Genomic DNA, 25,705 nt, shown 5'->3' with positions numbered 1-25,705 from the left:
TAAAGAAAAAGAGCAAAAGAGTACGGTTTCCTCTAGGCCCCGTACTCTTTTGCTTCCTACCTACACTGAAAACGCAGCACGTATAATCTTAGCCGCTCCGGCCCATCCCTTCAATGCCCAATCGATTTACTTTCGCTCTGCCCGATACTCCATAATCCAGCAGTCCCGCAGTTCACCTTCATGCTGTTCATGCTTCTCCAGCAGTCTCACCTTCCGGAAGCCGCACTTTTCGTAACAAGCAATCGCCCGTTCATTCCATGCCTGCGGGTCCATTACGATCCGATCAGCCTGCCTCTGAAACACGAGATACTCCACCATGGAAGTCATGAGCTTCGTACCGATGCCTCGATTCCAATAATCCGGCTCCCCGATGAATTGATCCGTGGCGAAGGTTCTGCAGTCTGCATCACTCCCGTTATATCCATACTCGCCTAACGTCTCTTCATCCAGAAGATAAAACTGAATATACCCGATCGGTTTCCCATTATGCTCAATGATGCAGCGAGTCTCATCATCATCCACGTAAAAATGCTCCCGCACCCGCTCCACGTCGTGAGGATTGTCCCGTCCCTCATAATACTGCAGCACATCCGGATTGGACAGCCAAGAAGCTAAGGATATTTCATCCTTCTCCTCCAGCTCGCGAACCGTAATCGGTCCAGCCTCGTACACCAGCATCGCGATCCCCCCATCTTCCCTTATTAGATCCCCAATTCTCATTCTTCAGATTACATCCGCAAGCATCGTAATAGAGGTTCCGCTCATGCCCACCTCCTGGAATCCGAACCGCTCATATAATTTCATAGCGGCCGTATTCTCCGGAGCGACGCTTAACGATACCTTTTGAATTCCCTGCTCCTTCATTCCTCTGAACAATTCCTTCATCAGGGCCGTTCCGAGCCCTTGCCCGCGGGATTCCGGCAGCAGCGCCATGCCCAGTTCCGGAATGTCATCGCTCACGTAACCGAATCCCTTGTTCCCTTCATCAAAATAACGGATCGTAATCGAGCCTGTCGGCTTTCCTGTGGCATTCACGGCAATATAGCCTAAATCGCCCTCTCTCCCCCAGTTCTCCACATATTTTTTCATAAACGGTTCCTCGAGGATATCCCTGCTAAAAGGCTCCTCTCCCTCGGGCACATACAGGGACTCATACAGCATTTCCCGTAGAAAGGATACATCCTCCCGGCCAGCGACTCGAATATGATATGATTCCATGTGCATCTCCCTTTCCTCCTAGATACGATCCGTCAGTACAGTCCATAACGCCAATCTCTCCGGATCGAAATCGCTCCGGCCGTAATGGTCGAGAAAAATATCCTTGTAGTCATCGTTCCCCAGGTTATATCGCAGCGTCCATATCCCCCAATAGAGGTCGTAGTGAAGGTCCCCGATCCCGCCATAACCCAGATCGATAAAACCTTCAAGCTGGAAATCCCTCATTATCAGATTCGGCAGACAATAATCGCCGTGGAGTAGCACATCATGATGTGCTGCTCCCTGCAGCTTCTCAAGGCTTAATAGAGCCTGTTCTCTTCCACCCGGAAACCCTTCGATATCTTCCGTTTTGTTCATGAAACTTTCCTGATATTCCTGGAGAAGTTCAGCCGTTCGATTCGGAAAGGGACAATCCGCAGCCGATACAGAATGGAGATAACGCAAACTCTCCCCGAACACGGCAGCCAGCCTCTTCGGATCATCAAGGTGTCCCCCGGACACCCCATCTTCACCCTGCAGAGCGACGGTCAGCAGGTAATCGTTCTCGCCATGCTGTTCATAAGCCAGCACCTTGGGAGCCAGGCCCTTTCCGTGCAGATATTCCGACATCATCCCTTCTCTCTTAAGTTCACTCCGTTTCGCTATCTTCAAAAACATCGGTTGGTTCGCTCCCTCGATGTACAGGGTTTTGGCCTGTTCCGATGAGCTGCTGTCATAGACGGCAGCGGTCTGGATATATGGCTGCAAGCTGGCAGGCAGCGCCTTGATGTCGAATGGAATACGTACTTTTTTCATCGTTCCTCCACACCGACCCCAAATCGGTCGGCCTCAGTTCAATAGAATAAAGACGTCCCCATCGGAACGCCTTCGGATCTGTACTGTATAAATTGGCGCTTTGCCGGCCTAATCCTTCCCTACCAGCAGGTAATTTTTCGTTTAAACTATTTTTGATCCCTGTTTATCAGAACGGAACTCCCTCGAAGTACACCACCTCGGCCAGACGAATGTGCAGCGCTTTATGATCCCCGACCGTCAATTGAAGATGGTCCACCGCAACGCCGGATAAGATCCCATCGACTTTCCCCGCGGTGGTCATAATGACTACCTTGGCTCCTTTATGCCGGAGCAGATGTTCAATAAATGCCGGTTCAACCAGCGCTGCGTAGTGGGCTGGCTGCGGAATTGCCAGGGTACGCGGCGCGTAATTCGGCGGTATAGGTTGGGGCGGGGGATAGGCATAGTAACCCGGTGCATAACCCGCAGGCGGGGCTGGATAACCAAAATGGTTATGGTTGTTCATGAAAGACCTCCCATGCCAATATTATTCCTACACCCTTATGTATGTCCGAGATGGGGCCGCTATGTTAACAATCCTCATATTTATGTGTAAAAGCAAGAAAACCGCCCAACCTCCCTTCCATTTACACCTTCTGTGCAATCAACTTACTCATCGCATGCCGGTGCGGGATACCCGATGAGTTACAATCAAAAATCACCTCCGGGCAGCTGTGAATCAACCAGTCGTGATAATGCATCATAAGCTCCCCGGATTTCCAGTCGTAAGCGTACGGCTCATCCTCGGGAGGAGACGCAATGAACGGCTTTTGTACGAACACATTAAGGCAATGATGCCCCTCGGCCGACGTGAATTTTTTATAATTAGCAAAGATCTCTTCACGATACTCGGGTCTGATATAATGCAGAACGCCGCTGGAATACAGCACGTCAAACTCCGAATCCAAACGGTAATCCGAAATATCCGCCTTAAATACGTTCACGTGAACCCCGATATGATCGGCCAATTTCTTCGTTTTCTCAATCCCCGCATCCGAAATGTCGAATGCTGTGACATCATAGCCGTTACGCGCAAAAAACACGGCATCCTTCCCTTCCCCGCACCCGATATCCAGCAGCTTCACCCTTCTTGTGGGAGGAATCATTTCAAGCACCTGATAACAGGCCGCATTCGGCTCCGTGCCCCAATAGTACTCCGGTGTTTTGTACTCCTCTTCATATATGCTGATTGGCTTGCCCGTCGCAGAATAACCAAACAACTTATCGATGCTGACATCAAGCAGCTGTGACAGCTCCGGAAGCAGCGCCGTATCAGGCATGGTCTGTCCCGTTTCCCACTTGGACACCGCCTGGAACGTAACGCCCAGCTTATGGGCCAACCCCTCCTGGGTGAGCCTCCGTTCTTTGCGGTATCGATGAATATTTTTGGCTAACATGTCTCTCATATGTATCACGCTCCTATATAACCACATTGTAGGGGCGCTGCGTAAGGCATACAATAACCTGGTTATTGAATCCCAAGAGAATTCAACCGCCAGTTGAAATCATCCAAATCCAGGAAATCGATGGCCAGGCATGTTACAATAAACCTGTTTTTATAATCACTATAGATGATAATGAGGGAGAAACTCGTGAACATTAGAAAGCTGAATACTCATGAAAAACCCCCAATGGACCTGCTGCTGCTTGCAGATCCATCGATAAGGCTCGTTGAGGACTATGTAAAGCGCGGTCATTGTTATGTCGCTGAGGAGGACACGCATCCCATCGGGGTCTACGTCCTGCTGCCTACAAGGCCTGATACGATCGAACTCGTTAACGTTGCCATAAGCGAGAATCTGCACGGCCAGGGATATGGCAAACAGCTTGTGAATCATGCCATCGGGCAGGCCCGAGAGCTTGGATATGCAACCATTGAAGTCGGAACAGGGAGTACGGGCGTGGCGCAGCTGGCGCTGTATCAGAAATGCGGGTTTCGGATGACAGGCATCGACCGGGACTTTTTTGTCCGTCATTATGATGAAGAAATCTACGAAAATGGCATGCGGCTGCGCGATATGGTGCGGTTGTCGCTAGATTTGTAAGTTTTGTGGCTGGGCAGTTGCACCATTCCTCCATCCGATGAATAGGCTATCGCATATTGATTATGGAGGAGAATCTACTTGAGCATGAGTCAAAATCCGAGGCATCTCGCTTGGCATGAAACGTTGGAGATTCATGAATTAACCGCCTTTCAGGCAAATAACCTGATGGGGTTCAAGATGTCATTACATGATATCAAGGACCCGGAGCTCCATGGGCTGTATACAGAAGCGATAAATGGAGTAGAACAAAACCTGAGGGAACTCCTGCCTTATTTTTCACAAGCGCCCACAGGAACCCGCAGTCTTTCCGGTGCCGATTTGACGGCGTATTACGCAGGCCATCTGCTGGGTTTCGCCAAAACCTCTGTCCGCAGCTACGCCATTGCCATTACCGAAGCCGCAACGCCAAGCGTAAGAGAAACCCTGCAGAAACAATTGAACAAAGCCATTGAACTGCACGGCAAGGTCTTCTATTTCATGTATGCGCGCGGTCTGTATCCTTCCTACAATTTGAAGCAGCTGCTGGAGAATGACGTGAAGAATGCCAACAAGGCATTAAGCCTGTAACATCAGCAAAAAAAGCCCCGGGCTACACAAGACAGGTTAGGTACGAGATGTTAGTATCGCCAAAACCGTCAGCTGTATAGCTCAGAGGCTTTTTCTATTTCACATATCATCCCCTAAAAGTCAGGGATTATTTATTCAGTGTTTCGCTCCAGTCATGCACCATATGGCCTTCGAGATATTTCTCGCAGTCCATAGCGGCCATACAGCCTGTGCCTGCAGCCGTAATCGCTTGGCGGTAGCGTGTGTCCTGGACATCGCCGCAAGCAAACACGCCCGGGATGTTCGTCTCCGTCGTTCCCGGTTTAACCAGGATATAGCCTGTCGGGTCGGTTGTAATCTGATTGCCAAGGAAGCCCGTATTCGGCGTATGGCCGATCGCCACGAATACACCTTCCGCTTCAATCAGTTCTTCTTCTCCCGTTTCATTGTTGCGGACCTTCAACCCTTTAACTCCGGTTTCGCTGGTAACCACCTCAACCGGCGTACGGTCCAGAGCCCACTGGATCTTCTCATTCTCACGCGCGCGATCCTGCATGATCTTGGATGCACGCAGCTCGGTGCGGCGGTTCACTACCGTTACGCTGGAAGCAAAACGCGTCAGGAAGCTGGCTTCCTCCATCGCGGAATCGCCCCCGCCGATAACAATGATCTTTTTCCCGCGGAAGAAGAACCCGTCGCAAGTGGCGCATGTGCTTACGCCGCGACCAACGTTCTCCTGCTCTCCCGGAATTCCGAGATACTTCGCGGAAGCTCCCGTCGAGATAATCACGGACTCAGCCAGAAGCTCGCCCATGCCCTCGACATTCACCTTGAACGGACGCTCGGAGAAATCAACGGACTCGACCCAGGCGCTCTTGAACTCCGCACCGAAGCGCTCCGCTTGTTGACGCATATTATCCATCAGCTCGGGGCCCATGATTCCTTGCGGAAATCCGGGGAAATTCTCAACCTCGGTCGTTGTCGTAAGCTGACCGCCCGGCTGCATTCCTTCGATAACGAGCGGCTTCAAGTTCGCGCGTGCCAAGTAGATGGCTGCCGTCAATCCGGCAGGTCCTGTTCCGATTACGATTGATTTGTACATAGATACGGCCTCCTTTAAGGTGTCGATTTCTGTTACGTGCTACATCCTATTCAGGACTTATGGAATCTTCATGTACCAAGGTCTCCTAAGTATCCGAATATGGGTTCTTACTTAAATGTTTTCCGTAAATGGCCGGAAATTATCATCCGGCTGTGCTTTCGTTTCACATACGCTATCCATTTGACGTGCGTAACGGCTCACCGTTGATGGCGAAATGCCGTAACGGACAGCTACTTGTTCATAGGTCAGGGTTCTTCCACGCTTCTTGGCCGTCAAATATTCCAATGCCGCAGCCCAGCCCTCCACATTCCGAATGTTCGGAATATCAGGGTACAGCCGGCTCAGGAACTCGGACCAGAGATTCTCCATCTCTTTTTTCCAAAAAGCGTCTACCCGCATGTCCATGGTCTGCTCTGCCTTCTCCAGCACCGCCTTCCAGGAAGGCAGCCAATCCGGCAGCACCTCGCGGGTCTTGCTGCTGGATATATCGCGATCGTCGCGGCGTTCCTTCAGCCGATTGCTTGCGGCCTCCATCTGCTGGAGCACCAGGCGGGCGGCATCCTTCAGCTCCGCATCCTCTCCCGGTTCCTGCAGGAACGATTGCAGCGCATGCTGCACCTCTTCATCGGCAATCAATTCCAGCGTCCGGATCACCTGCAGCTTGGTATGGGGGTCGCCATGTCGGAGCGCCCAGAAGAACGAAGAACGAATCAGCGGATTTTGCTTCGCTTCCTCCGTCAATTTGTCGCCGTCATGCTCCCAGCGTTTGAACTGCTCTTCGAACGGAAGATGATAGTGATAACTCACCTTCATCTGTTTCGTACCGGTCTCTTTACGCTTCTGCAGCTGTGCCAGATAGAAATCCGGAATCACCGAATCCCCATCCAGCTTCAATGCTTGCCGCCAATATTTCTCGGCCCTGTCATAATAACCGCTATTGCATGCCGCAACGGCCGTGTAATGATACAGGCTAGGATCTCCGCTAAACTCCTCATCCTTCAACAAACGGCGAAAATGACCGTAGGCAATTTCGTGCTGCCCCAGTATTCCCATCGTTGTCGCCAGCTTAAACACATGCTCCTGATGGAAAGGAACCGTCACCGTTAGCATGTCCATCAATCGGTCACGCTGCTCCTGATTTCCTTCATGCTGAAAGAAGATAGCCAGATTGCATAGACCGTGCAGATTGCCCGGCTCCTGATCCAACACCTCGCCAATGGTGCGCTTCGCGGTATCAAAGCGTCCCATATAATAATAGGCTAGAGCCAGATTGTTGCGCGCAGCCAGAAAATCCGGATTATCCTTGACGATTTCCTCCAACAGCTTGACCGCTTGTGCGAATTTCCCTTCCTCCAGCAGTGCCCGCGCATGCTCATGCTCGACCACGCCTTCACGACTCTTGATCCGGTTCAGCTTGGCTGGACGATTCAGCTCGTAATGAAGCAGCTCCATCATCTCCTCAGCCTCATCCAAAAACTGACCGCTCGGGTCTTCCTCCAGATAGGTAACAAGCGCTTCTTCCGCTTTCTCGAATTGCTCCATATTGGCGTAATTGTTCGCCATATAGAAGTAGCACTCCGTCATCAACGGGTCAACCTGCTCCAGAATGTGAGCCAGCACATCGTTGGAAGCTTTATAATCTCCCGTCTCTGATAATATACCCGCCATATTGCAATGATTCACCGGATTATCCGGTTCATATTCAACAGCTTTGCGGAAATATTTCAGAGCCTTGTCATATTGGAAACGATCAAGCGAACGAACCGCGCGATCGAAGAAGAAATTGGCATTCATCTCGATAGATATAACATTGTGGGGGTCACTGGACCCATATGGATGACCATTCACGAAAAGCAAGGCACCTCCTTTAACTTGCTCCTCTATCCACAACAGTATAACACAAGTTTCAACGTCATTTGCAGAAAAAAGACACCAGTTTACACACCGGCGTCTTTGAACAAAGTGGCGATCGATCCGCCCTCGATAATAATATGGGTTGCCTGGGCTAACATTGGCGCTACGGACAGCACCTTAAGCCGCATCTTGCAGTGATGATCCGGGAGCACAATAGAGTCTGTGACCACGATTTCCTCGATATGTGCATGGTCGAGACGGTCAAGTGCTTCACCGGAGAAAAGGCCATGGGTCGCGCACACAATGGCATCATTGGCTCCCCGTTCCTTTAAGCTTTCCACCACTTGCACGATGGTGGTTCCCGTATCAATCAAGTCTTCGATAATAATCGGCGTGCGACCCGCCACGTCCCCAATGACATGGGTAATTACCGCTTCGTTATGGGCAGGACGCTGCTTGACCATCATGGCAAACGGCGACCCCAGGCGGCTCGAAAGCTTCTCGGCCGTCTTCGCCCGTCCGGCATCGGGAGAAACGATAACCGGATTCTCGATGTTCTTGGACTTCAGATACTCCGTAATCAAATCCAGCGCAGTCAGATGATCCACCGGTATATTGAAGAAGCCCTGAATGGCTGGCGCATGCAGATCGATGGTTATCACGCGGTTGGCACCGGCTGTGGTCAGCACGTCGGCTACCATTTTGGCCGATATCGGTTCACGCGGCGCTGACTTTCGTTCCTGTCTGGCATAACCGTAATAAGGCACAATGATATTGATCGTTCTGGCGGAAGCGCGCTTCGCGGCATCAATCATCACCAATAGCTCCACGAACATTTCATTGATAGGGTGAGAAAAGGACTGCAGCAGGAAAACATCGCAATTGCGGATGCTCTCTTCAAAGTGCACATAAACTTCGCCACTCTGAAAGCGGGAAATCTTGATCTTTCCCAGTTCAACTCCCAACTGCTGACTGATATTTGCGGCAAGCGTCGGATTTGAAGTGCCGGCGAACAATCGTAATGAACGATACATGAGGACCTCCTGACGAGAGTGGTTGATAATGTCGGCTGATGCAGGGATCTCGTTGAAAGCGCTATCGTCAAATCAGGCCGTTCCCGCCTCCGTCAACCTCTTCGAAGAAGGGTCTCTAGGAGTAGAAAACAGCCGTCTGCAATAAACCTGTTTGCAATTAGTGCTTTTCTTTATTATACATGGTTTCCCTCAACATTCAAAAGCACCATCTCCCGCTTCCGGTTACGGAAGGTCGCAACCTCCCGAACGCCAAGCTCCGATAGCAGTGCCCGGGCCTGATCCAGATGCTCGCCCAGCTTCATCGGCTGGTGGGCATCCGACCCTAAAGTCAACGGAATGCCAAGCTTCATCGCTTCCTCCAGCATGCGGCGGCTTGGAAACATTTCCTCACAGGCCTTCGATAAGCCGGAGGCGTTCAGCTCCATGGCTTTTCCGCTTTGGGCCACGGCCGCAAGCGCTGCTTGCTCCAATGCGATCACTTCCGGCTTCTGCTCGGGACCCGGCCCATAACCGAACCGCTTGATCACGTCCAGATGCCCCATGATATCGTAGAAGCCGGTGGCAGCAGCTTTCTGCACCGCATCATAATATCGTCTATAAACCTCAAGCGGATCCTTGCCCTCCCAGCCTTTGGTCTGACGGTAATCCGTAATATCCCATTCACCAAGAAAATGAACGGAGCCAATGACATAATCCCATGGATAGTCATTCACAATTCGCTCAATCTGTTCTTCATAACCCTCGATATAATCGCCTTCGAGTCCGATCCGAATGTCAATCTGCCCTTGGTAGCGTTCCTTCAACTGCAGGCACTCTTCCACATAACGCGGCAGTTCGTCCATTGGCATGGCCATCTCCGGATAGTACGCCTCCGGATCCACGTGTATCAAAGGCATATGATCCGACAAGCCCAATTGATCCATCCCGAGTTCAATAGCGCGCCGTACATACTCCTCCAGCTGCCCCTCGGCATGTCCGCACCGGGCATGGTGGGTATGGTAATCAATATGCATCGGTAAGCCTCCTAATCGCGGCGCGGCCGTTCATGGCGGCGGCTTAGCTCATCCATGATCTCATCCAGCGGGAGCTTCCGCTCCTGGAGAAGTACCAGCAGATGGTAGATCAGATCGCTGATTTCAAGCTTAAGCTCGGCATTGTCTTTATTTTTGGCGGCGATGATCGTTTCCGAAGCTTCTTCGCCCACCTTCTTAAGGATTTTGTCTACCCCTTTATCAAAAAGGTAAGTCGTATAAGCCCCTTCAGGCCGCTCCACTTCACGCTGGGCAATAACCTCTTCCAGCTCGGCAAGAACCGCAAACCGCCCGCTCTCTGCAGCTGCACGGTTGTTCACAAGCCCGCTCTTCTGCCCCTGAACCGTAATCTCATTGAAGAAGCAGGTCGTTTGTCCGGTATGACAAGCCGGTCCCTTCGGATTCACCTGCAGCAAGAGGGTGTCTCCATCGCAATCGTACGTCATGGCAACCACGGTCTGGACGTTCCCGGAAGTTGCTCCCTTATGCCACAGCTCCTCGCGCGAACGGCTCCAGAACCAAGTTTCCCCGCTTTCCAGCGTCAAGCGAAGAGACTCCCGATTCATATAAGCCATCATCAGCACCTGCTTGCTCTGTGCATCCTGTACAATCGCCGGCACCAAGCCCGAGGCATCCCAACGGATATGCTCGCTGACCTGCTCCAGGGATAAATCCTTCAACATATCTTCGCTCACCGTATATCCACTCCTTTTTGACTAAGCTGCAACTTCAGATGAGGAATCGAGATCTCTTTATAATGGAAAATCGTTGCGGCAAGACCCGCATCCGCCTTGCCCTTGGTAAACACGTCATAGAAGTGATCCTCTTTGCCTGCGCCGCCGGACGCGATAACCGGGATCTGCACCGTCGAAGATACGGCAGAGGTTAGCGACAGATCGAACCCATCCTTCGTTCCGTCCGCATCCATGCTGGTCAACAAAATTTCGCCCGCACCCAGGCTTTCCGCCTGCTTTACCCAATCCAGCGCTTTGATGCCGGAGGGCGTACGTCCGCCGTGCGTGTACACTTCCCATTCTCCCCACGCTTCGTTGTACTTGGCATCGATGGCTACAACGATGCATTGGGAGCCGAATTTGCGCGCTCCGGCCGAGATAAGCTCCGGCTGCTTGACCGCTGCCGTATTGATCCCGATCTTATCCGCGCCCGCCCGCAGAATCCGCTTCATGTCCTCGACGGACGAGATGCCTCCACCCACGGTAAAAGGGATGGCAATTTCCCCTGCCGTTCTCCGCACGACTTCCTCCATCGTCGCCCGGCCTTCGACCGATGCTGAAATATCCAGAAAGACTAGCTCGTCTGCGCCTTCCCGGTCATAGAGAGCCGCCAGTTCCACGGGATCGCCCGCATCGCGGAGATTCACAAAATTTACGCCCTTCACCACCCGGCCGTCCTTCACGTCCAGGCAAGGTATGATCCGTTTTGCCAGCATGCCTTTCCCCTCTTCCCCTATGAACTCTGTCGATTAATCGCTTATTTGAACGGAACCTAGGTCCGGCCTCACTTGATTCGCGTAATGGCCTCGTTCAAGTCAATATTGCCTGTATACAGTGCCTTTCCTACGATTGCTCCGCCTACACCGTCACCGCTGTGCGCGCTGAGCGCCAGCAAATCGTCCAGCTTCGTCACGCCGCCCGAAGCGATGACCGAGCGGCCGCTGGCTTTGGCAAGCGAGACAATCCCCTCCACGTTAGGCCCCTGCATCATCCCGTCACGGGAAATATCGGTAAAGATGAAGGTTTCCGCTCCTTTGGCTGCCAGCTCCTTAGCCAACACTTCGGCTTGAACCTCGGACGTTTCCAGCCAGCCTCTAGTTGCCACGTATCCGTCGCGCGCATCGATCCCGATGGCCACCTTATCCCCGTACTTGCCCAGCACCTCTTCCGTAAAGACACGGTCTTCAATCGCCGCCGTACCGATGATCACCCGGCTGACGCCAAGCGACAACAGCCTCTCCACATCCGCCAGCGTGCGCAGGCCTCCGCCTACCTGAACCGGAACCTGGACGCTGGCTGCGATCTTCCCGATGATATCGTCATTTACCGGATGGCCTGCCTTGGCTCCGTCCAAATCCACGAGATGAATAAACGTGCCGCCCTGCTCTTCCCACGATTTGGCTACCTCCAGCGGATTATCATTGTATACCGTTTCTTGATTATAATCGCCTTGCACGAGTCTGACGCATTTGCCGCCACGTATATCGATTGCCGGATATATGATAAAAGAGGACATCCCCACTCCCACTTTCCTTCTGGTCTATTTGATCGCCTTACATTACGTTAATGTCAAAGCCAAGAAATTGCGAAGCAGGCTCATCCCAAGCTCCCCGCTCTTCTCGGGATGGAACTGCATGCCGTACACCGAACCGCGCCCCACGATGGCTGTCACTGGCTGACCGTAATCGGTAACCGCCAGCAAATCAGCCTGAACCTCAGGAAGAACATGATACGAATGGACAAAATACACATGACCTTCCTCAAGTCCCGCAAACAGCGGATGCTCCCGCTTCTCGAACTGCAATGAATTCCAGCCCATATGCGGCACCTTGTAGTCACCACCCGTAAACCGAACAACCGATCCGGGCAAAATATCCAGCCCTTCAAACTGGCCATGCTCCTCACTCCGGCTGAACAGGAGCTGCATGCCGAGGCAAATTCCCAGCAGCGGCTTCCCTGATTCCGCAGCATCCTTCATGACCGAGTCCAGCGAGGTTTCGCGCAGTTGCTCCATGGCATCGCCGAACGCGCCGACGCCCGGCAGAATGATGCCATCCGCAGCCAGAATCTCCTCCCGCTTCCCCGTGACGAGCGGCTCATACCCAAGCCGCTCCACTGCTTTGCTCACACTGTGCAGATTGCCCATGCCATAATCCACGATTGCAATCGCCATCGATTAGAGCACTCCCTTCGTGGATGGGACGCCCGTCACCCGCGGATCCACGGTAGTCGCCTCATCCAATGCACGGCCAAGCGCCTTAAATACCGCTTCAATCATATGGTGGGTATTGTGTCCGTAATGAACGATGACATGCAGCGTGATACGGGCTTCCAGCGCCAACTTCCACAGAAATTCATGAACAAGCTCGGTATGGAAAGAGCCTACCTGCTGCGAAGGATATTCCGCTCGGTACTCAAAATGCGGGCGATTGCTTATATCTACAATGACTTGAGCAAGCGCCTCATCCATCGGTACAAACACGCTGGCATATCGCTTAATACCCTTTTTATCGCCCAGCGCCTCGCGGAACGTCTGCCCCAGGCAAATCCCGATATCCTCCACCGTGTGATGGTCATCGATCTCAATATCCCCCTTCGCTTTCACGCGAAGATCAAATTGGCCATGCTTCGTAAACAAATCAAGCATATGATTCAGAAACGGTACATCGGTCTCCAGTTCCGAGATCCCGGTTCCATCGACATTGAAATCCAAGGCAATATCGGTTTCATTGGTTTTGCGGCTCACGCCGGCTGATCTTGCTGCTGCATCCAAACTGCTCACGTTGACTGCCTCCTCTATACGTATCTAATATAACGAATCATTGATGCTCCTCTTTATTGATTAACGCTCCTGCTCCAGTCGAATCTCGATCGCCCGGGCATGGCCTTCAAGCCCTTCTCGCCGGGCCAGCTCCATAATCTGCTCTCCGTCGCGCAGCAGCGCTTCCTTGCTATAGTAGATCAAGCTCGATTTCTTAATGAAATCGTCCAGATCCACCGGCGACGCAAACCGTGCCGTCCCATTCGTCGGGATGATATGATTCGGCCCTGCAAAATAATCACCTACCGGCTCCGAGCTATATGGCCCGAGGAAGATTGCGCCTGCGTTCTCGATCTGGCCCACGATGGCCATCGGCTCCGCCGTCACGATCTCCAGGTGCTCCGGCGCCAAACGGTTAATAACTTCTATTCCTTCGTTAAGGGATTCCGTGATGATCACCGCGCCGTAAGTGTCCACGGAGGCCCGGGCAATGTCGCGCCGCGGCAGCATCTCAAGCTGCCGCTCTACCTCGGCGGCAACGGCCTCACCCAGCTTGCGTGAAGGCGTTACGAGAATGGCCGAAGCCATCTCGTCATGCTCTGCTTGGGAGAGTAAATCCGCCGCAATATACGAAGCATTCGCGCTGTCATCGGCTAATACTGCAATCTCGCTCGGACCGGCCAGGCTGTCAATATTGACCGCACCATATACTTCTCGCTTGGCCAGCGCAACGTAAATATTGCCGGGACCGCAAATTTTATCAACGGGGGAAATGGTCTCCGTACCGTAGGCCAACGCCGCAATGGCCTGAGCTCCTCCAACGCGGTAGATCTCCGTAACGCCGGCCTCGGCCGCAGCTACCAGGATATAGGGATTAATCCCATCCTTCCCGCCGGTTGCCGGGGGAGTGACCATGACAATCTCGGGCACGCCTGCCACTTGCGCCGGGATTACGTTCATCAGCACGGACGAAGGATAGGCTGCCTTTCCTCCGGGCACATATACACCCACGCGTTTCAACGGGCGAATGATCTGCCCCAAGATGCTGCCGTCGGCTTGAAGATCCATCCAGGAATTCCGCTTCTGCTTCACATGAAAAGCGCGTATGTTTTCCGCGGCAGCCTGAATTGCCTTCACGAACGAGGGCTCCACATGATCATAAGCCGCTTTGAGCTCTTCTTCTGTAACTCGAAGCTGATCTGCGGTCAGACGGACACGGTCCAATTGCTCGGTATGCCGCAGCAAGGCAGCATCTCCTTCAGACCGAATATCCCGCACAATCGCCTTCACGACTTCATTCTGCTCTGGTGTGCCGTAATCATTTTCCCGTTTCAGCTGAAAGTCCCGTGCTGATACAACCTTCACCTTAATCTCCCCCAATCCCGCTGCTTGCATCACATTCTGTTTTCGATACACGCATATCGTTTCTGACTCAATCGATAATCAATCTGTCCGATCACCATACTCATCCTGTTTGTAGCTGTGTTTCTTAGCGCTGTATATTCGCTCCCTCAGACATAATGACCGTTTGCAGGCGATCGCATAATGCCTGAATTTCATCATTCTTCATCCGATAGCTGACGCGATTGGCAATCAGGCGACTTGTGATCTCAAAGATGCTGGTCATTTCTATCAGTCCGTTCTCCTTGAGCGTTTGGCCTGTTTCCACCATATCCACGATCCGGTCCGCCAACCCGATAAGGGGTGCAAGCTCAATCGAACCGTTCAGCTTAACCACCTCAACCTGCTGGCCTTGTTCACGGAAATACTGCGAAGCGACATTCGGATATTTGGTGGCAACCCGCTGCCGAATGCCCGGCTTCCAGTCCGGCAAGCCGATAACCGACATCCGGCACCTTGCGATGCCGAGATCGAGCAGCTCATAGACGTCCTTGTTCTCTTCCATCAGCACATCCTTGCCAACGATTCCGATATCCGCGACACCGTATTCCACATAAGTCGGCACATCCACCGGCTTTGCCAGAATAAATTCCATTCCTGCCTCCGGCAAGGGAATGACCAGCTTGCGCGTCTCATCCACATCGAGGGGAATCGGAAGTCCGGCTGAACGGAACAGCGCGGATGCTTTTTTATATATACGCCCTTTGGGCATCGCTACTTTCAACGTTTCCGCCACGTTCAAATCCTCCTGACCTTGACCTATATAAAATAGGGTGATATATCAACGTTCTATCGAAGGGTAATGATCTCCTGGTAGCCTCTGTTAAGCAGACTGCCGGATACGACGGGCACGCCTTCATCGCGAATATTCGCCGAATCCGGAATGATCGAAGTGATGACGGTATGGCCCTGCGCCCGCAGTTCTGACGCTTTCGCCAAACCTTCTTTGCGACAAGAAGCCGTGTAACGGATCAGAATGGGCAGCTCCTCCGCAATCTCTTCGCCCTGCACCCCATCCAGAATACGATTAGTTTTGAGTGCAAAGCCTGTTGCCGGGACTGCACGGCCAAACTGCTGCAGCAGCTTATCATAACGACCGCCGCTTGCGACCGGTGAGCCAAGTTCAGCGGCATATCCCTCGAATGTCATTCCGGTGTAATAGGAGAAGTCCCCGAGCATCGTCAGATCAAACAGAACATGCCTGGAGACATCGTATGCCTCCAGCACCTCCCATACTCTGCACAGATGCTCAATAGAAGCTCTTGCGAGATTGTTGCTGCTAATCTCAAGTGCCTGCCCGGCAATCTCCCGGCCCCCGCGCAGCTTCAGGATTCCCTCCAGCTGGTCCTGCTGTGTCTCCGTAAGGAGCAGACTGGCAATGGTGTTACGGTATCCGACATAGTCGCGGTTCAGCAGGTCCTGCTTCAGGCTCTCTTGATCCTCCGTCCGCTCAGGCAGCAATTCCTGGAGCAGGCCATTAAGGTAACCCATATGCCCCATCGCGATTTTGAATTTCTCCACGCCTGCCGCCTTCAGGGATTCGATAGCCAGTGCAATCACTTCGGCATCGGCCTCCGGTGTATCGTCGCCTACAAGCTCTACACCCGTCTGGAAGAATTCAGCCTCCCGGCCCGCCTCCTCTTCGATTGCGCGAAATACATTCGCATGATAAGACAAACGCACCGGTAACGGCTCATCCTTCAGCAGCGACGACATGACCCTTGCTATGGGAGCGGTCAGATCGGACCGCAGCACCATTGTCGTTCCGCGCTTATTCAATAATTTAAACAGTTTTTGGTCCGACGTAGAGCTAGCCACGCCTACCGTATCGTAATATTCCATTGTTGGTGTCATAATCTGCCGGTATCCCCAGCGGTCCATACATGCCAGCACTTCACGTTCAATGCGGCGCAGCTTCGTGACCGCATGAGGGAGATAATCACGAACACCTGCCGGTTTCTCGAAGCCTTTCGGTTTAGACATGACGCTCCACCTCAAATTCAGAAAAGTCTTTAATATGGTAAAGTGGTACCTAATTAAAGGATATTGGCTATATTACCATGAACTCTGCCCGATCGTCAATGCATCATGGACGCTTCCTGCTATGTATCGTTCTCTGTTGTTCTTCACCTTAGCCGCCAAAGAATTCGCTTAACTTCTGGGTATAATTGTAACACAAGAACAAGCTGGAGTGGCTTGCTTGTCTATGGGTTAAACCTCTCCCATGTCTTTTGCGGCATAAATACAAATACATTAGCTGGTTTCGTATGATTAGGCCCCCCGTAATCTCTGAATGACCCAATCATACAAAAAAGCCGCCCGATTGCCGGACGGCTTTGCTTCATCATGTTTGGTAAGAATAAAGAATATGCCTGCTATGATTATAGATCAACTGATTTCTTGCTGTCGCCTGCAACGGTGTCTTTTCTCTGCGATGGCGATTTTGGCGCTTTGGATGATGGCTTCAATGATCGTGGAACGCTGCCAAGCAGCACCCAGGAGCCTGGAATCCACCGGAACACCGTTTGTACGACCAGCGCACTAACAATCAGCGCAGTTACCATGCCGCCATAAATCCAGATGAGATAATCATCGGTTACCGGATTCAGCTTGAGATCGTACTCCCGATACAGGAACAGCCAGAGAGGATGCACCAGATAGATCGCGAAAGACAACTCGCCAATCCGCGTCAGCACCTTCACGATGAGTCTCCAACCGCTGTTATACAGCCAGCTGGCTAGCTGCATCAGCACAATGGCGGAGAAAACCGTGTGCAGATTCCATAACATCTCGTACAACAGGGAGTCGTATTTGGCACCGTGCAATCTCTGATTGTACCAAATCTGCACGTGCGTCAGCGCCATCGCGAGCCAGCCCGCCCATAACACGACTGTACCTGCTCTTTGACCTGACGTCTGCTTTTTCCAAGATGACGTAAGCCAGCCCTTGAATTTGTCGTAATTCATCGCCAGATAAGCACCCAGCATATAGTAGGCTAAATACGAGATCGCCAAGCTTCCTTTAAACGTGTAGTGCAGCTCGTATTTATTCCATATGATAAAGCCCCATTGAAGCAGGAACCCGATGGGAACCGCCCACCGTACGAGAAACCGGGACGATTTGAACAGCTTGAGGAATATCGGAAACAGGATATAGAACTGCAAGCTAATAAACACAAAGTATAAGTGCGTATAGTTCTGCCCCCGAATCAAGCGTTCAAAGAAAATCGGCATCTGCGCCCATAGATCAAATGAGCTGTTGAGCAACCCGTTCTGATACATCCGCACAAAGAAATAGATGATCGAGAACAACACATAAGGCAGCAGAATGTACAAGAGCCGCCGTTTGTAGAAGTTTTTGATCAGATCCTTGGTCAGCGGCCGGTCCGCATAGTTATAGAACAGGACAAAACTGCTTAGGAATATAAACGAGGGTGTACCATATTTAAAAAATATATTCAAAAAATTAATAATATAATAGAATCGCGAATCAATCGCATCCACAGTTGCAAATGAAGTCGCATGAACGTGAAGCACGCCCAGGATGGCCAGCGCACGATAAATATCGAGCTGCGGGAGCCTTTCCTTTTTGTTCAGCGTTGCACTCATGTCAGGCGTCGCCTCCTTGTTTTCAAGTATTTTCATAGAGTCATTGTATAAGGATAGGCGGGCAAAAAAGTCCCTCAAGGCTATCATACCCAGGGGACTATTGAATCGCTTTGTGTCATGTTATCCTCTACTCATTCTACAATAATTCAGGTAGCTTGAGAACCTAACTTGTCACATTACCTCAAATTGACTCACTTTCCGTTGATGTCCTCTTCAGCTCTTGCAATGGATTGCCGCCTACAAAAACACCCGGTGCCACATCTTTATGTACGACAGACCCTGCTGCAACAACCGCGCCATCTCCGATCGTTACACCAGGCAAAATCGTGGTGTTCGCGCCGATGAGCACGTTCTCCCCGATCCGCACTTCACCCAGACGATATTCCTTTATTAAATACTCATGGGCAAGAATCGTTGTATTGTAGCCGATCACCGAATTCTCGCCGATGGATATTTTCTCCGGAAAAAACACATCCACCATGACCATCAATCCAAACGCGGTATGCCTCCCCACCTTCATCCCGAGCATATGACGGTATATCCAGTTCTTCAAGGGCAGGATAGGACAATAGCGGGCCAACTGGATAAAGATGAAGTTCTTGACGCCCTTGAACGGGCTTACAGTGCGGTAGATTTGCCATAACGCGTTGGGCCCTTCTACAGGATAACGGGTAATCTTTCTGGCCATGCTGCCAAAACTCCTATTCCTCTTGAAGTCCTACGATCTCATACAGGTCTTTCATATCCTTTAAAACATAATCCGGACCATACTCCATCAGCTTCTGCTCACCCTTCAGGGACCAAGCTACAGCTGCGGCCTTCACGCCCGCCGCCTTGGCAGATTGAATATCGACCGGGCTGTCCCCGATCATCAACGTCGTAGCCGGATTGGCGCCCAGCCGCTCGATCGCCGTCAGAACAGGCTCAGGATGCGGTTTCGGATGCTCGACGTCGTTCACCGTCACAATCGCCGACATGAAACGCTCCAGATCGAACTTCTCCAAAGTCATCATCGTGGAAGGACGAATCTTCGTGGTTACGATCCCCAGTGAAAGCCCGTGACGATGAAGACGCTCCACGACTTCATTTACATGGGGGAACGGTCGAACCATCTCATCATGATGAAGCGTGTTGAAGGAGCGGTATGCTTTGATAAGCGGACTAACGTCCTCAACGCCCCCCGAGAAAGCCTGCAGCTGCTGCTCCAGCGTGGTTCCCATATGTGGAATGATCTGCTCCCTGGTTAGCGCTCCTGGGGTCTGAGCCTCGAAGACATGCAGAAACGACGAGATAATCAATTCATTCGTATCAATAATGGTTCCGTCCAAATCAAACAGTACGGTTTCGATCATGCTGCAACTACTCCTTTTTGTCCTCCGTATCTGGGTTTATTGCCGGAGTATCTTCTACTGGGGACGATTTAACTTCCGGCTCCTGGACTTGGGTTAGAGAGCTTTTGTCAGCCGTCTCTGCTGGCTCTGCTGCCGGTTTGTCCTGCTTAACAGGTGCCTGCGCAGACGACTTCGCGGCTTTATTGGTCTGAAGGTCCGCTTCAGGTGTAGGACCTGCTCCGGTTTTCGTTGACACGATAGGGTCCAAATAGCGCACATTGGCGCGACCCGTTACACGGCGCACAATGATCAGTACGATGCCTCCAATGACAATCAATACGGACAGCAGCTGGGAGATCCTAATATTGCCGTAAGCCGGGTCCAGATGGCCCAGTTCAAAGCCCATCCAAGTCATCGGTGCCCATAACGTATTGTTAATGAAGTCGGCAAGTCCGGCTGCGCCTTGGAACGCCAAACTGTCCGTGCGTACGGCTTCAATGAAGAATCGACCGATGGAATACCAGATGAAATATCCGATGAAGAGCTCGCCTGCGCGCAGGAATTTCTGCCTGCGAAGAATAAGGAGAATGACAATACCCACCAAGTTCCATAAGGATTCATATAGGAAGGTAGGATGATGGAATACGCCTTGTACATTCATTTGATTGACGATGAAATCAGGCAAATGGAGCTGCCCGCGTAAAAAGGACTCGCTTACAGGACCGCCATAGGCCTCCTGGTTCACGAAGTTCCCCCAGCGACCAATGATCTGGCCGGCCAACAGGGACGGAGCACAGATATCGGCAATCCGCCAGAAGGAGTAGCCTTTTCTGCGAACATAGATCAACGCACAGATAATGGCACCAATCAGGGCACCGAATATGGCAATCCCGCCGTTCCATATTTTGAACACGTCCAGGAAGTTGTCTTTATAGTCTTCCCATTTAAAAGCTACATAATAAATACGAGCACCAATGATTGCGGAAGGCACGCCAAGCAAGAGCAAATCCATGAAAAATTCCTGCGGAATACCAAAACGCTTCCCCTCGCGAATGGCCAGTAACAGCCCCGCCAAAGCACCCAAACCCAAAATCAAGCCATACCAATGAACACGCAGCGATCCGATGGAGAACGCCACCGGATCGATGAGCAATGTTTGCATCTTTTATAACCTCCCTAGTCCTAGTCCAAATCGTCCATATCTTCAGCGATCGTAGCTGTCAGTTTGTTCGTAAACTGCAGCGCAGCATTCAGTCCCATTTGTTTCAATCTGTAGTTCATAGCTGCCACTTCAATAATAACCGCAAGGTTACGTCCTGGACGAACCGGAATGGTGACCAGAGGGATGTCCGTCTCAATAATTCGTGTTGTTTCTTCATCTAACCCCAGACGATCATACTGTTTATCCTGCTGCCAGGCTTCCAATCGCACAACAAGGGTAATCCGTTTATTGTTTCGAACGGCTCCTGCACCGAATAACGTCATTACATTAATAATACCGACTCCGCGAATCTCCAGAAGATGGCGAATGAGCTCCGGCGCCGTACCGTGCAGCTGAAAATCCGATGTCTGACGTATCTCCACCGCATCGTCCGCAATTAATCGGTGTCCGCGTTTGACGAGCTCCAGTGCCGTCTCGCTTTTCCCGATACCGCTTGAGCCTGTTATCAGCATCCCTACGCCATAAACATCGCACAATACCCCGTGGATGGTTGTAGTTGGTGCAAGTTTGCGTTCCAGAAAGCTTGTGAATCGGCTTGTCAGAATGGTTGTTGCCATGCTGCTGCGCAGTACAGGCAAACCTCTCTCATTCCCGAGTTCCACCAGTTCCTCCGGCACCTCCAAGGAACGTGTTACGACGATACAGGGTGTTTCTTCCGTGCACAGGCTGCGCATCCGCTCTTTACGCTCTTCCGGCTTCAGCATTCCGAAGAAAGCCAACTCCGTGCGCCCCATAAGCTGAACCCGCTCCCGCGGATGGTATTCAAAATAACCGGCCATTTCCAATCCCGGGCGATTCAGATCGTCCGTTGTAATCTGACGTTTCAAGCCCTCCTCACCTGCGATGACCTCCAGCTGAAACTGCTGGACCAGCTCGGATACCTTCACTTTCTTGGCCATGGTCTTACCCCTCTTCTTCCATTGTATGTTGACATCACAACGAAACCGCCATATGGCACGGCCCGTCTTGGATGATATATTCCATTATTCAGTTATTCCTAAAGAGCACTTCTGTACACTTATCTCGACCTGGGAATTATCATGAAATATGCTCAACATCCCATATGTTCAATACTTATGTATGCCTTGCTTTGTGCTTATCTTATCGAAAAAAGCCAATGAATGCAATTCTAACCGACTACTCCATTGCGACATTAGGCTTATATAGAGGTGTGCTTTAAATAGATTGCTGCCCATGGAAAACCTCAACTGGCATCGGCAAAGGAGATCCAAACCTTTTCCCAGGGCGAGAATCCTAGCATGATATTGTCTTTTTCTCCTAAAAAAACCGCCCCTTGAGGGGGCGGTTTTCAAGAGATCCCGATTGCTGAAGATTAGTCTTCGAGCAATACGTTCAATTCAGACTCTTTATCAAAGATATGAACTTTGTTCATGTCGAGTGCCAATTTCACATTGTCGCCTTCGCGAGTAGTCGAACGTCCGTCTACACGGCCGATAACCGTATCGGTGCCCAAGCCGCTCAGGTACAAGAGCATTTCGTGACCAAGGTTCTCGGTTACATCGACTTTTGCAGAGAAGATTGTGTTCGGGGAAGCTTCCAGGAAGACTGGCTCTTCATGAATATCTTCCGGACGAACACCCATGATCACTTCTTTGCCAATCATGGATTTATTTTTGAGCAATTGTGCTTTACCACCTGGTACTTGAACGTTCAAGCCCTGGGAAGTGAAGTATACGCCACCGTTTTGCTCGGACAATTTACCGTTGATGAAGTTCATGGTTGGGGAACCGATGAAACCAGCAACGAACAGGTTGTTCGGATTGTTGTACAGTTGCTCTGGGGAATCCGCTTGTTGAATGATGCCGTCCTGCATAACAACGATACGGTCACCCATTGTCATAGCTTCTGTTTGGTCATGCGTTACGTAGATACAAGTGGTTTCAAGACGCTTAACCAGCTTGGTGATTTCGGCACGCATCTGACCGCGGAGTTTCGCATCCAAGTTGGAAAGCGGCTCATCCATCAAGAAGACTTGTGGATCACGGACAATCGCACGACCCAAGGCAACACGCTGACGCTGACCACCGGACAGAGCTTTTGGCTTACGCTCAAGCAAATGCTCGATATCCAGGATTTTTGCTGCTTCACGTACACGCTTATCGATTTCGTCTTTCTTCACTTTACGGAGTTTCAAACCGAATGCCATGTTCTGGTATACGTTCATATGTGGATACAAGGCGTAGGATTGGAATACCATCGCGATGTCACGATCTTTAGGTGCTACATCGTTAACAACACGGTCGCCAATGTAAAGTTTACCCTCAGAAATTTCCTCAAGACCTGCAATCATACGCAGTGTCGTGGACTTACCGCAACCGGAAGGACCTACCAAAACCAAAAATTCTTTATCTTTAATATCCAAATTAACGTCAATTACAGTTGCTTTATCCGAACCTGCATACTTTTTGTAAATATGCTCTAAGCGTACACCAGCCATGTGCATTTGCCCCCTCATATGAATGTTATGAAATCGAATACAATTAATTTATAATCTTATATTACCCCATAGGCACCTGACTTGCTATACACAATCTGCACAAAAAACCTATTTCCTTTTCGTCACTTTATACAATAGAAGCGTTATTTTCACTAAAACCGCATCACTGAAGCTGCGAACATCTAGCCCCGTCTCCTGTTTAATCTTATCCAGGCGGTACAGCAGCGTGTTACGGTGGATATACAGGTGCTTGGCCGTCTCACTCACGTTACAATCCAATTCGAAAAAAGACTCGAGCGTTGACAATGTCTCGCTATCCTCGAACAAATCGGTATGGCCGGCAGCGTACTCGCGCAGAAATTGATTGCGCTGGTACTCGGGAATGCTATAAACCAGACGCTCCAGATGAAGCCCGGTCGATAAATGGATATGTTCCTTGACCTGGAATGTACGGCCGATGGTCATGGTCTCTCTTAACATGCTAACGGTCTGTGGCAGAGCGTGCAGCGCATTAACCGCCGGTATCGCAGAGATATGGAAATCCCCCACCCATTCCGTTGAAATCAGCTCGTAGAGCCCCATACAGAATAAGGAGAGCAAATCCTGGTCGCCTTCCAACGAAGTATCCTCTTTATCATCCGTCGTTATACCATCCAGCAATTCTTGGTTCGCTAGGATAATCCATTCCTTATCAAGCAGCGGCACCAGAATGATGTCCCCGCCAAAATAGCTGCGCAGTAATCGATGCAGCGCCTTATAACTTGGAGTGGGGGCATGCTCGCTCTCATGAATTAGAAGAAAGGGAACCATGTCCTCTGTCAAACTTGTCCGAATCCACATTTCCTCTGGTAATTCAGCAAGCAGTTCACCGGCTTGCAGGCGTTCCTTTAACCAACCACCCAACTGTTGGGCGCGTCGTTCTTCTTCAACTTTACCGGTATTCTTGGGTACTCCCCCTGACATCGTATCCTGCAGGCTCGACAATAGTAGAGTTATAAGCCCAATCTCCGACTCCGTCAGAGCACCCTGATCCGCTACGATTACCCGGCTAGGATCCTGTGGATTCACTGGAATCCAAATCTCACCCAGGTCCTTGCGAGCATAGGCGCCGTTAACCCTTTGTGATTTGTGCGAGGTTCCGTTTCCGTTTTCTACACGGTTATCAGACCCCTGGGCTCTTACCTCATGACCAATCCGATCACCGAATGGCGGTGAGGTCGCCATTGATTTTGTTAACCATGCCGCTTCCTGATCATTCAATGTTTTTAAACCGAGTGAGGTACCCAAGGTCTGCTCCAGTTTCTGAACGATGTGCTCCATCTCCACCATTGATGACTCCACCACTTTATCGTTTTTTCTTATTTTAGCATAAGACCCAGTACAAGCGACAATGCCTTCTCTCTAAGCCTATTTACATTGTACAAAAACAGCTTAAAACAACACAAAAAGAGCCGTCAACAACGTTGACGACTCTTCGGATGAGCCATGAAGGACTCGAACCTTCGACACCCTGATTAAAAGTCAGGTGCTCTACCAACTGAGCTAATGGCTCTTATTACTGGTGGAGGATGATGGATTCGAACCACCGAACTCGGACGAGAACAGATTTACAGTCTGCTGCGTTTGGCCACTTCGCTAATCCTCCAGGATATAAAGGTGGCTCGGGACGGAATCGAACCGCCGACACGAGGATTTTCAGTCCTCTGCTCTACCGACTGAGCTACCGAGCCTTACATAAATGACATAAAAATAAAGTTCGGCATCCCACTTTAATCTGTGGAAAACCGACTATTTTTATTCCTTAAAATTAATAATGGCGGAACTGACGGGATTCGAACCCGCGATCTCCTGCGTGACAGGCAGGCATGTTAGGCCTCTACACCACAGTTCCACATTATTAAAGATGGTGCCGGCGAGAGGACTTGAACCCCCAACCTACTGATTACAAGTCAGTTGCTCTACCAATTGAGCTACACCGGCATGGTAAGGTGATAAAAATAGTACATGGTGGAGGCTGAGGGGTTCGAACCCCCGACCCTCTGCTTGTAAGGCAGATGCTCTCCCAGCTGAGCTAAGCCTCCAGGTATGTATGGTAGCGGCGGAGGGGATCGAACCCCCGACCTCACGGGTATGAACCGTACGCTCTAGCCAGCTGAGCTACACCGCCATATAAACCTATTTGCGTTCAAGTTATTCAAATGGCGGAGAGAGAGGGATTCGAACCCTCGCACCGCTTACGCAGTCTAACCCCTTAGCAGAGGGTCCCCTTATAGCCACTTGGGTATCTCTCCATCATAACTTGTATGCAGTTACAGAGATTGATTCCCTGAAAACTAGATACGAAACGAAATTTGCAGCACATTGAAATATTTTTTTGGATAAGCCCTCGACCGATTAGTATTGGTCAGCTCCATGCATTGCTGCACTTCCACCTCCAACCTATCTACCTCGTCGTCTTCAAGGGGTCTTACTAGTTGGGAAATCTCATCTTGAGGGGGGCTTCACGCTTAGATGCTTTCAGCGCTT

At 51.0% G+C, this 25,705-nt stretch carries 26 protein-coding genes, 8 tRNA genes and 1 rRNA gene; 2 read left to right on the top strand and 33 right to left on the bottom strand.

The features are described from left to right. Positions 1-126: 126 nt before the first annotated feature. From M4D81_RS25725 to M4D81_RS25705, 5 genes are all read right to left on the bottom strand, one after another. A complete protein-coding gene (locus M4D81_RS25725) occupies positions 127-678 on the bottom strand; it encodes a GNAT family N-acetyltransferase (RefSeq protein WP_260068501.1) in 552 nt (183 codons plus the stop codon). 45 nt (positions 679-723) lie between these two features. After that, positions 724-1,224 (bottom strand): GNAT family N-acetyltransferase, encoded by a 501-nt coding sequence (locus tag M4D81_RS25720; protein ID WP_260068500.1) that lies wholly within the window; start codon positions 1,222-1,224, stop codon positions 724-726. Between the two features lie 12 nt (positions 1,225-1,236). Continuing rightward, positions 1,237-2,013 (bottom strand): aminoglycoside 3'-phosphotransferase, encoded by a 777-nt coding sequence (locus tag M4D81_RS25715; protein WP_260068499.1) that lies wholly within the window; start codon positions 2,011-2,013, stop codon positions 1,237-1,239. 166 nt (positions 2,014-2,179) lie between these two features. Then, positions 2,180-2,518, bottom strand: a complete 339-nt coding sequence (locus tag M4D81_RS25710) for a YuzF family protein (RefSeq protein ID WP_260068498.1) — start codon at positions 2,516-2,518, stop codon at positions 2,180-2,182. Positions 2,519-2,639: 121 nt separating this feature from the next. Beyond that, entirely contained in the window at positions 2,640-3,458 is an 819-nt protein-coding gene (locus tag M4D81_RS25705) for a methyltransferase domain-containing protein (protein ID WP_260068497.1), read from the bottom strand. A gap of 186 nt (positions 3,459-3,644) precedes the next feature. Between M4D81_RS25705 and M4D81_RS25700 the strand changes: the two genes are divergently transcribed. Continuing rightward, a complete protein-coding gene (locus M4D81_RS25700) occupies positions 3,645-4,097 on the top strand; it encodes a GNAT family N-acetyltransferase (RefSeq protein ID WP_071219457.1) in 453 nt (150 codons plus the stop codon). 84 nt (positions 4,098-4,181) lie between these two features. Then, on the top strand, positions 4,182-4,664 hold the full coding sequence (locus M4D81_RS25695; protein ID WP_071219456.1) for a spore coat protein: 483 nt from the start codon (positions 4,182-4,184) through the stop codon (positions 4,662-4,664). A gap of 127 nt (positions 4,665-4,791) precedes the next feature. Here the strand turns inward: M4D81_RS25695 and trxB are convergent, their stop codons facing one another. The 28 genes from trxB to M4D81_RS25555 form a co-directional block, all read right to left on the bottom strand. After that, positions 4,792-5,745, bottom strand: coding sequence for a thioredoxin-disulfide reductase (trxB, locus tag M4D81_RS25690; RefSeq protein WP_071219455.1), 954 nt, complete (start codon positions 5,743-5,745; stop codon positions 4,792-4,794). 111 nt (positions 5,746-5,856) lie between these two features. After that, complete coding sequence (locus M4D81_RS25685; protein WP_397376780.1) at positions 5,857-7,593, bottom strand: tetratricopeptide repeat protein; 1,737 nt, start codon at positions 7,591-7,593, stop codon at positions 5,857-5,859. An 89-nt stretch (positions 7,594-7,682) separates the two neighbouring features. After that, positions 7,683-8,633 (bottom strand): ribose-phosphate diphosphokinase, encoded by a 951-nt coding sequence (locus tag M4D81_RS25680; protein ID WP_071219453.1) that lies wholly within the window; start codon positions 8,631-8,633, stop codon positions 7,683-7,685. A gap of 173 nt (positions 8,634-8,806) precedes the next feature. Continuing rightward, entirely contained in the window at positions 8,807-9,646 is an 840-nt protein-coding gene (gene hisJ, locus M4D81_RS25675) for a histidinol-phosphatase HisJ (protein WP_260068496.1), read from the bottom strand. 11 nt (positions 9,647-9,657) lie between these two features. Beyond that, on the bottom strand, positions 9,658-10,359 hold the full coding sequence (gene hisIE / locus M4D81_RS25670; RefSeq protein ID WP_260068495.1) for a bifunctional phosphoribosyl-AMP cyclohydrolase/phosphoribosyl-ATP diphosphatase HisIE: 702 nt from the start codon (positions 10,357-10,359) through the stop codon (positions 9,658-9,660). Next, entirely contained in the window at positions 10,356-11,114 is a 759-nt protein-coding gene (gene hisF / locus M4D81_RS25665) for an imidazole glycerol phosphate synthase subunit HisF (RefSeq protein WP_071219450.1), read from the bottom strand. Before hisF ends, hisIE begins: the two co-directional genes overlap by 4 nt. A 68-nt stretch (positions 11,115-11,182) precedes the next feature. Further along, positions 11,183-11,914: a 1-(5-phosphoribosyl)-5-[(5-phosphoribosylamino)methylideneamino]imidazole-4-carboxamide isomerase gene (gene hisA, locus M4D81_RS25660; protein ID WP_260068494.1), complete on the bottom strand. Its 732-nt coding sequence runs from the start codon at positions 11,912-11,914 to the stop codon at positions 11,183-11,185. A 42-nt stretch (positions 11,915-11,956) separates the two neighbouring features. Beyond that, positions 11,957-12,571, bottom strand: coding sequence for an imidazole glycerol phosphate synthase subunit HisH (gene hisH, locus M4D81_RS25655; protein ID WP_071219448.1), 615 nt, complete (start codon positions 12,569-12,571; stop codon positions 11,957-11,959). 3 nt (positions 12,572-12,574) lie between these two features. Beyond that, positions 12,575-13,180, bottom strand: a complete 606-nt coding sequence (hisB, locus tag M4D81_RS25650; protein WP_009595657.1) for an imidazoleglycerol-phosphate dehydratase HisB — start codon at positions 13,178-13,180, stop codon at positions 12,575-12,577. Between the two features lie 60 nt (positions 13,181-13,240). Next, complete coding sequence (hisD, locus tag M4D81_RS25645; RefSeq protein WP_260068493.1) at positions 13,241-14,524, bottom strand: histidinol dehydrogenase; 1,284 nt, start codon at positions 14,522-14,524, stop codon at positions 13,241-13,243. 124 nt (positions 14,525-14,648) lie between these two features. Next, positions 14,649-15,296: an ATP phosphoribosyltransferase gene (gene hisG, locus M4D81_RS25640; protein WP_071219446.1), complete on the bottom strand. Its 648-nt coding sequence runs from the start codon at positions 15,294-15,296 to the stop codon at positions 14,649-14,651. 53 nt (positions 15,297-15,349) lie between these two features. Beyond that, on the bottom strand, positions 15,350-16,543 hold the full coding sequence (locus tag M4D81_RS25635) for an ATP phosphoribosyltransferase regulatory subunit (RefSeq protein ID WP_071219445.1): 1,194 nt from the start codon (positions 16,541-16,543) through the stop codon (positions 15,350-15,352). Between the two features lie 398 nt (positions 16,544-16,941). Next, positions 16,942-18,168: an acyltransferase gene (locus M4D81_RS25630; protein WP_260068492.1), complete on the bottom strand. Its 1,227-nt coding sequence runs from the start codon at positions 18,166-18,168 to the stop codon at positions 16,942-16,944. Between the two features lie 181 nt (positions 18,169-18,349). Continuing rightward, entirely contained in the window at positions 18,350-18,856 is a 507-nt protein-coding gene (locus M4D81_RS25625; protein ID WP_071219443.1) for an acyltransferase, read from the bottom strand. Positions 18,857-18,869: 13 nt separating this feature from the next. Then, positions 18,870-19,520: a pyrophosphatase PpaX gene (gene ppaX, locus M4D81_RS25620; RefSeq protein ID WP_260068491.1), complete on the bottom strand. Its 651-nt coding sequence runs from the start codon at positions 19,518-19,520 to the stop codon at positions 18,870-18,872. A 7-nt stretch (positions 19,521-19,527) separates the two neighbouring features. Further along, positions 19,528-20,661 (bottom strand): prolipoprotein diacylglyceryl transferase, encoded by a 1,134-nt coding sequence (gene lgt / locus M4D81_RS25615; RefSeq protein WP_071219441.1) that lies wholly within the window; start codon positions 20,659-20,661, stop codon positions 19,528-19,530. A 20-nt stretch (positions 20,662-20,681) separates the two neighbouring features. After that, positions 20,682-21,620, bottom strand: a complete 939-nt coding sequence (gene hprK, locus M4D81_RS25610; protein ID WP_071219440.1) for an HPr(Ser) kinase/phosphatase — start codon at positions 21,618-21,620, stop codon at positions 20,682-20,684. A gap of 434 nt (positions 21,621-22,054) precedes the next feature. Next, a complete protein-coding gene (locus M4D81_RS25605; protein WP_071219439.1) occupies positions 22,055-23,179 on the bottom strand; it encodes an ABC transporter ATP-binding protein in 1,125 nt (374 codons plus the stop codon). Positions 23,180-23,287: 108 nt separating this feature from the next. Continuing rightward, positions 23,288-24,508 carry a PucR family transcriptional regulator gene (locus M4D81_RS25600; protein WP_260068490.1) on the bottom strand — a complete coding sequence of 407 codons (1,221 nt, stop codon included), beginning with the start codon at positions 24,506-24,508 and terminating at the stop codon, positions 23,288-23,290. 150 nt (positions 24,509-24,658) lie between these two features. Beyond that, a tRNA-Lys gene (locus M4D81_RS25595) sits at positions 24,659-24,731 on the bottom strand. Between the two features lie 7 nt (positions 24,732-24,738). Continuing rightward, positions 24,739-24,824, bottom strand: a tRNA-Tyr gene (locus M4D81_RS25590). A gap of 12 nt (positions 24,825-24,836) precedes the next feature. Further along, a tRNA-Phe gene (locus tag M4D81_RS25585) sits at positions 24,837-24,909 on the bottom strand. An 84-nt stretch (positions 24,910-24,993) separates the two neighbouring features. Continuing rightward, positions 24,994-25,070, bottom strand: a tRNA-Asp gene (locus tag M4D81_RS25580). Positions 25,071-25,083: 13 nt separating this feature from the next. After that, positions 25,084-25,159: transfer RNA gene (locus M4D81_RS25575), tRNA-Thr, on the bottom strand. Between the two features lie 25 nt (positions 25,160-25,184). Then, positions 25,185-25,260, bottom strand: a tRNA-Val gene (locus M4D81_RS25570). Positions 25,261-25,269: 9 nt separating this feature from the next. Beyond that, positions 25,270-25,346: transfer RNA gene (locus tag M4D81_RS25565), tRNA-Met, on the bottom strand. A 32-nt stretch (positions 25,347-25,378) separates the two neighbouring features. After that, a tRNA-Ser gene (locus M4D81_RS25560) sits at positions 25,379-25,470 on the bottom strand. 83 nt (positions 25,471-25,553) lie between these two features. Continuing rightward, a 23S ribosomal RNA gene (locus M4D81_RS25555) occupies positions 25,554-25,705 on the bottom strand; the annotation flags it as partial.

The organism is Paenibacillus sp. p3-SID867, from assembly GCF_025142895.1.
Classification (GTDB): Bacteria; Bacillota; Bacilli; order Paenibacillales; family Paenibacillaceae; genus Paenibacillus_AQ.
Note: the sequence above shows the minus strand (reverse complement) of the source record. Positions and strands in the feature narration are given on the sequence as shown.

What these genes read in the sequence shown, in the direction of transcription:
- lgt (WP_071219441.1), bottom strand. Translation starts at nt 20,661, where the DNA reads ATGCAAACATTGCTCATCGATCCGGTGGCGTTCTCCATCGGATCGCTG.
- M4D81_RS25630 (WP_260068492.1), bottom strand. Translation starts at nt 18,168, where the DNA reads ATGAGTGCAACGCTGAACAAAAAGGAAAGGCTCCCGCAGCTCGATATT.
- M4D81_RS25720 (WP_260068500.1), bottom strand. Translation starts at nt 1,224, where the DNA reads ATGCACATGGAATCATATCATATTCGAGTCGCTGGCCGGGAGGATGTA.
- M4D81_RS25600 (WP_260068490.1), bottom strand. Translation starts at nt 24,508, where the DNA reads ATGGTGGAGATGGAGCACATCGTTCAGAAACTGGAGCAGACCTTGGGT.
- M4D81_RS25705 (WP_260068497.1), bottom strand. Translation starts at nt 3,458, where the DNA reads ATGAGAGACATGTTAGCCAAAAATATTCATCGATACCGCAAAGAACGG.
- ppaX (WP_260068491.1), bottom strand. Translation starts at nt 19,520, where the DNA reads ATGATCGAAACCGTACTGTTTGATTTGGACGGAACCATTATTGATACG.
- M4D81_RS25635 (WP_071219445.1), bottom strand. Translation starts at nt 16,543, where the DNA reads ATGTCTAAACCGAAAGGCTTCGAGAAACCGGCAGGTGTTCGTGATTAT.
- M4D81_RS25625 (WP_071219443.1), bottom strand. Translation starts at nt 18,856, where the DNA reads ATGGCCAGAAAGATTACCCGTTATCCTGTAGAAGGGCCCAACGCGTTA.
- trxB (WP_071219455.1), bottom strand. Translation starts at nt 5,745, where the DNA reads ATGTACAAATCAATCGTAATCGGAACAGGACCTGCCGGATTGACGGCA.
- M4D81_RS25605 (WP_071219439.1), bottom strand. Translation starts at nt 23,179, where the DNA reads ATGGCTGGTGTACGCTTAGAGCATATTTACAAAAAGTATGCAGGTTCG.
- M4D81_RS25695 (WP_071219456.1), top strand. Translation starts at nt 4,182, where the DNA reads ATGAGTCAAAATCCGAGGCATCTCGCTTGGCATGAAACGTTGGAGATT.
- hisJ (WP_260068496.1), bottom strand. Translation starts at nt 9,646, where the DNA reads ATGCATATTGATTACCATACCCACCATGCCCGGTGCGGACATGCCGAG.
- M4D81_RS25715 (WP_260068499.1), bottom strand. Translation starts at nt 2,013, where the DNA reads ATGAAAAAAGTACGTATTCCATTCGACATCAAGGCGCTGCCTGCCAGC.
- hisA (WP_260068494.1), bottom strand. Translation starts at nt 11,914, where the DNA reads ATGTCCTCTTTTATCATATATCCGGCAATCGATATACGTGGCGGCAAA.
- M4D81_RS25710 (WP_260068498.1), bottom strand. Translation starts at nt 2,518, where the DNA reads ATGAACAACCATAACCATTTTGGTTATCCAGCCCCGCCTGCGGGTTAT.
- hisF (WP_071219450.1), bottom strand. Translation starts at nt 11,114, where the DNA reads ATGCTGGCAAAACGGATCATACCTTGCCTGGACGTGAAGGACGGCCGG.
- hprK (WP_071219440.1), bottom strand. Translation starts at nt 21,620, where the DNA reads ATGGCCAAGAAAGTGAAGGTATCCGAGCTGGTCCAGCAGTTTCAGCTG.
- M4D81_RS25725 (WP_260068501.1), bottom strand. Translation starts at nt 678, where the DNA reads ATGCTGGTGTACGAGGCTGGACCGATTACGGTTCGCGAGCTGGAGGAG.
- M4D81_RS25680 (WP_071219453.1), bottom strand. Translation starts at nt 8,633, where the DNA reads ATGTATCGTTCATTACGATTGTTCGCCGGCACTTCAAATCCGACGCTT.
- hisH (WP_071219448.1), bottom strand. Translation starts at nt 12,571, where the DNA reads ATGGCGATTGCAATCGTGGATTATGGCATGGGCAATCTGCACAGTGTG.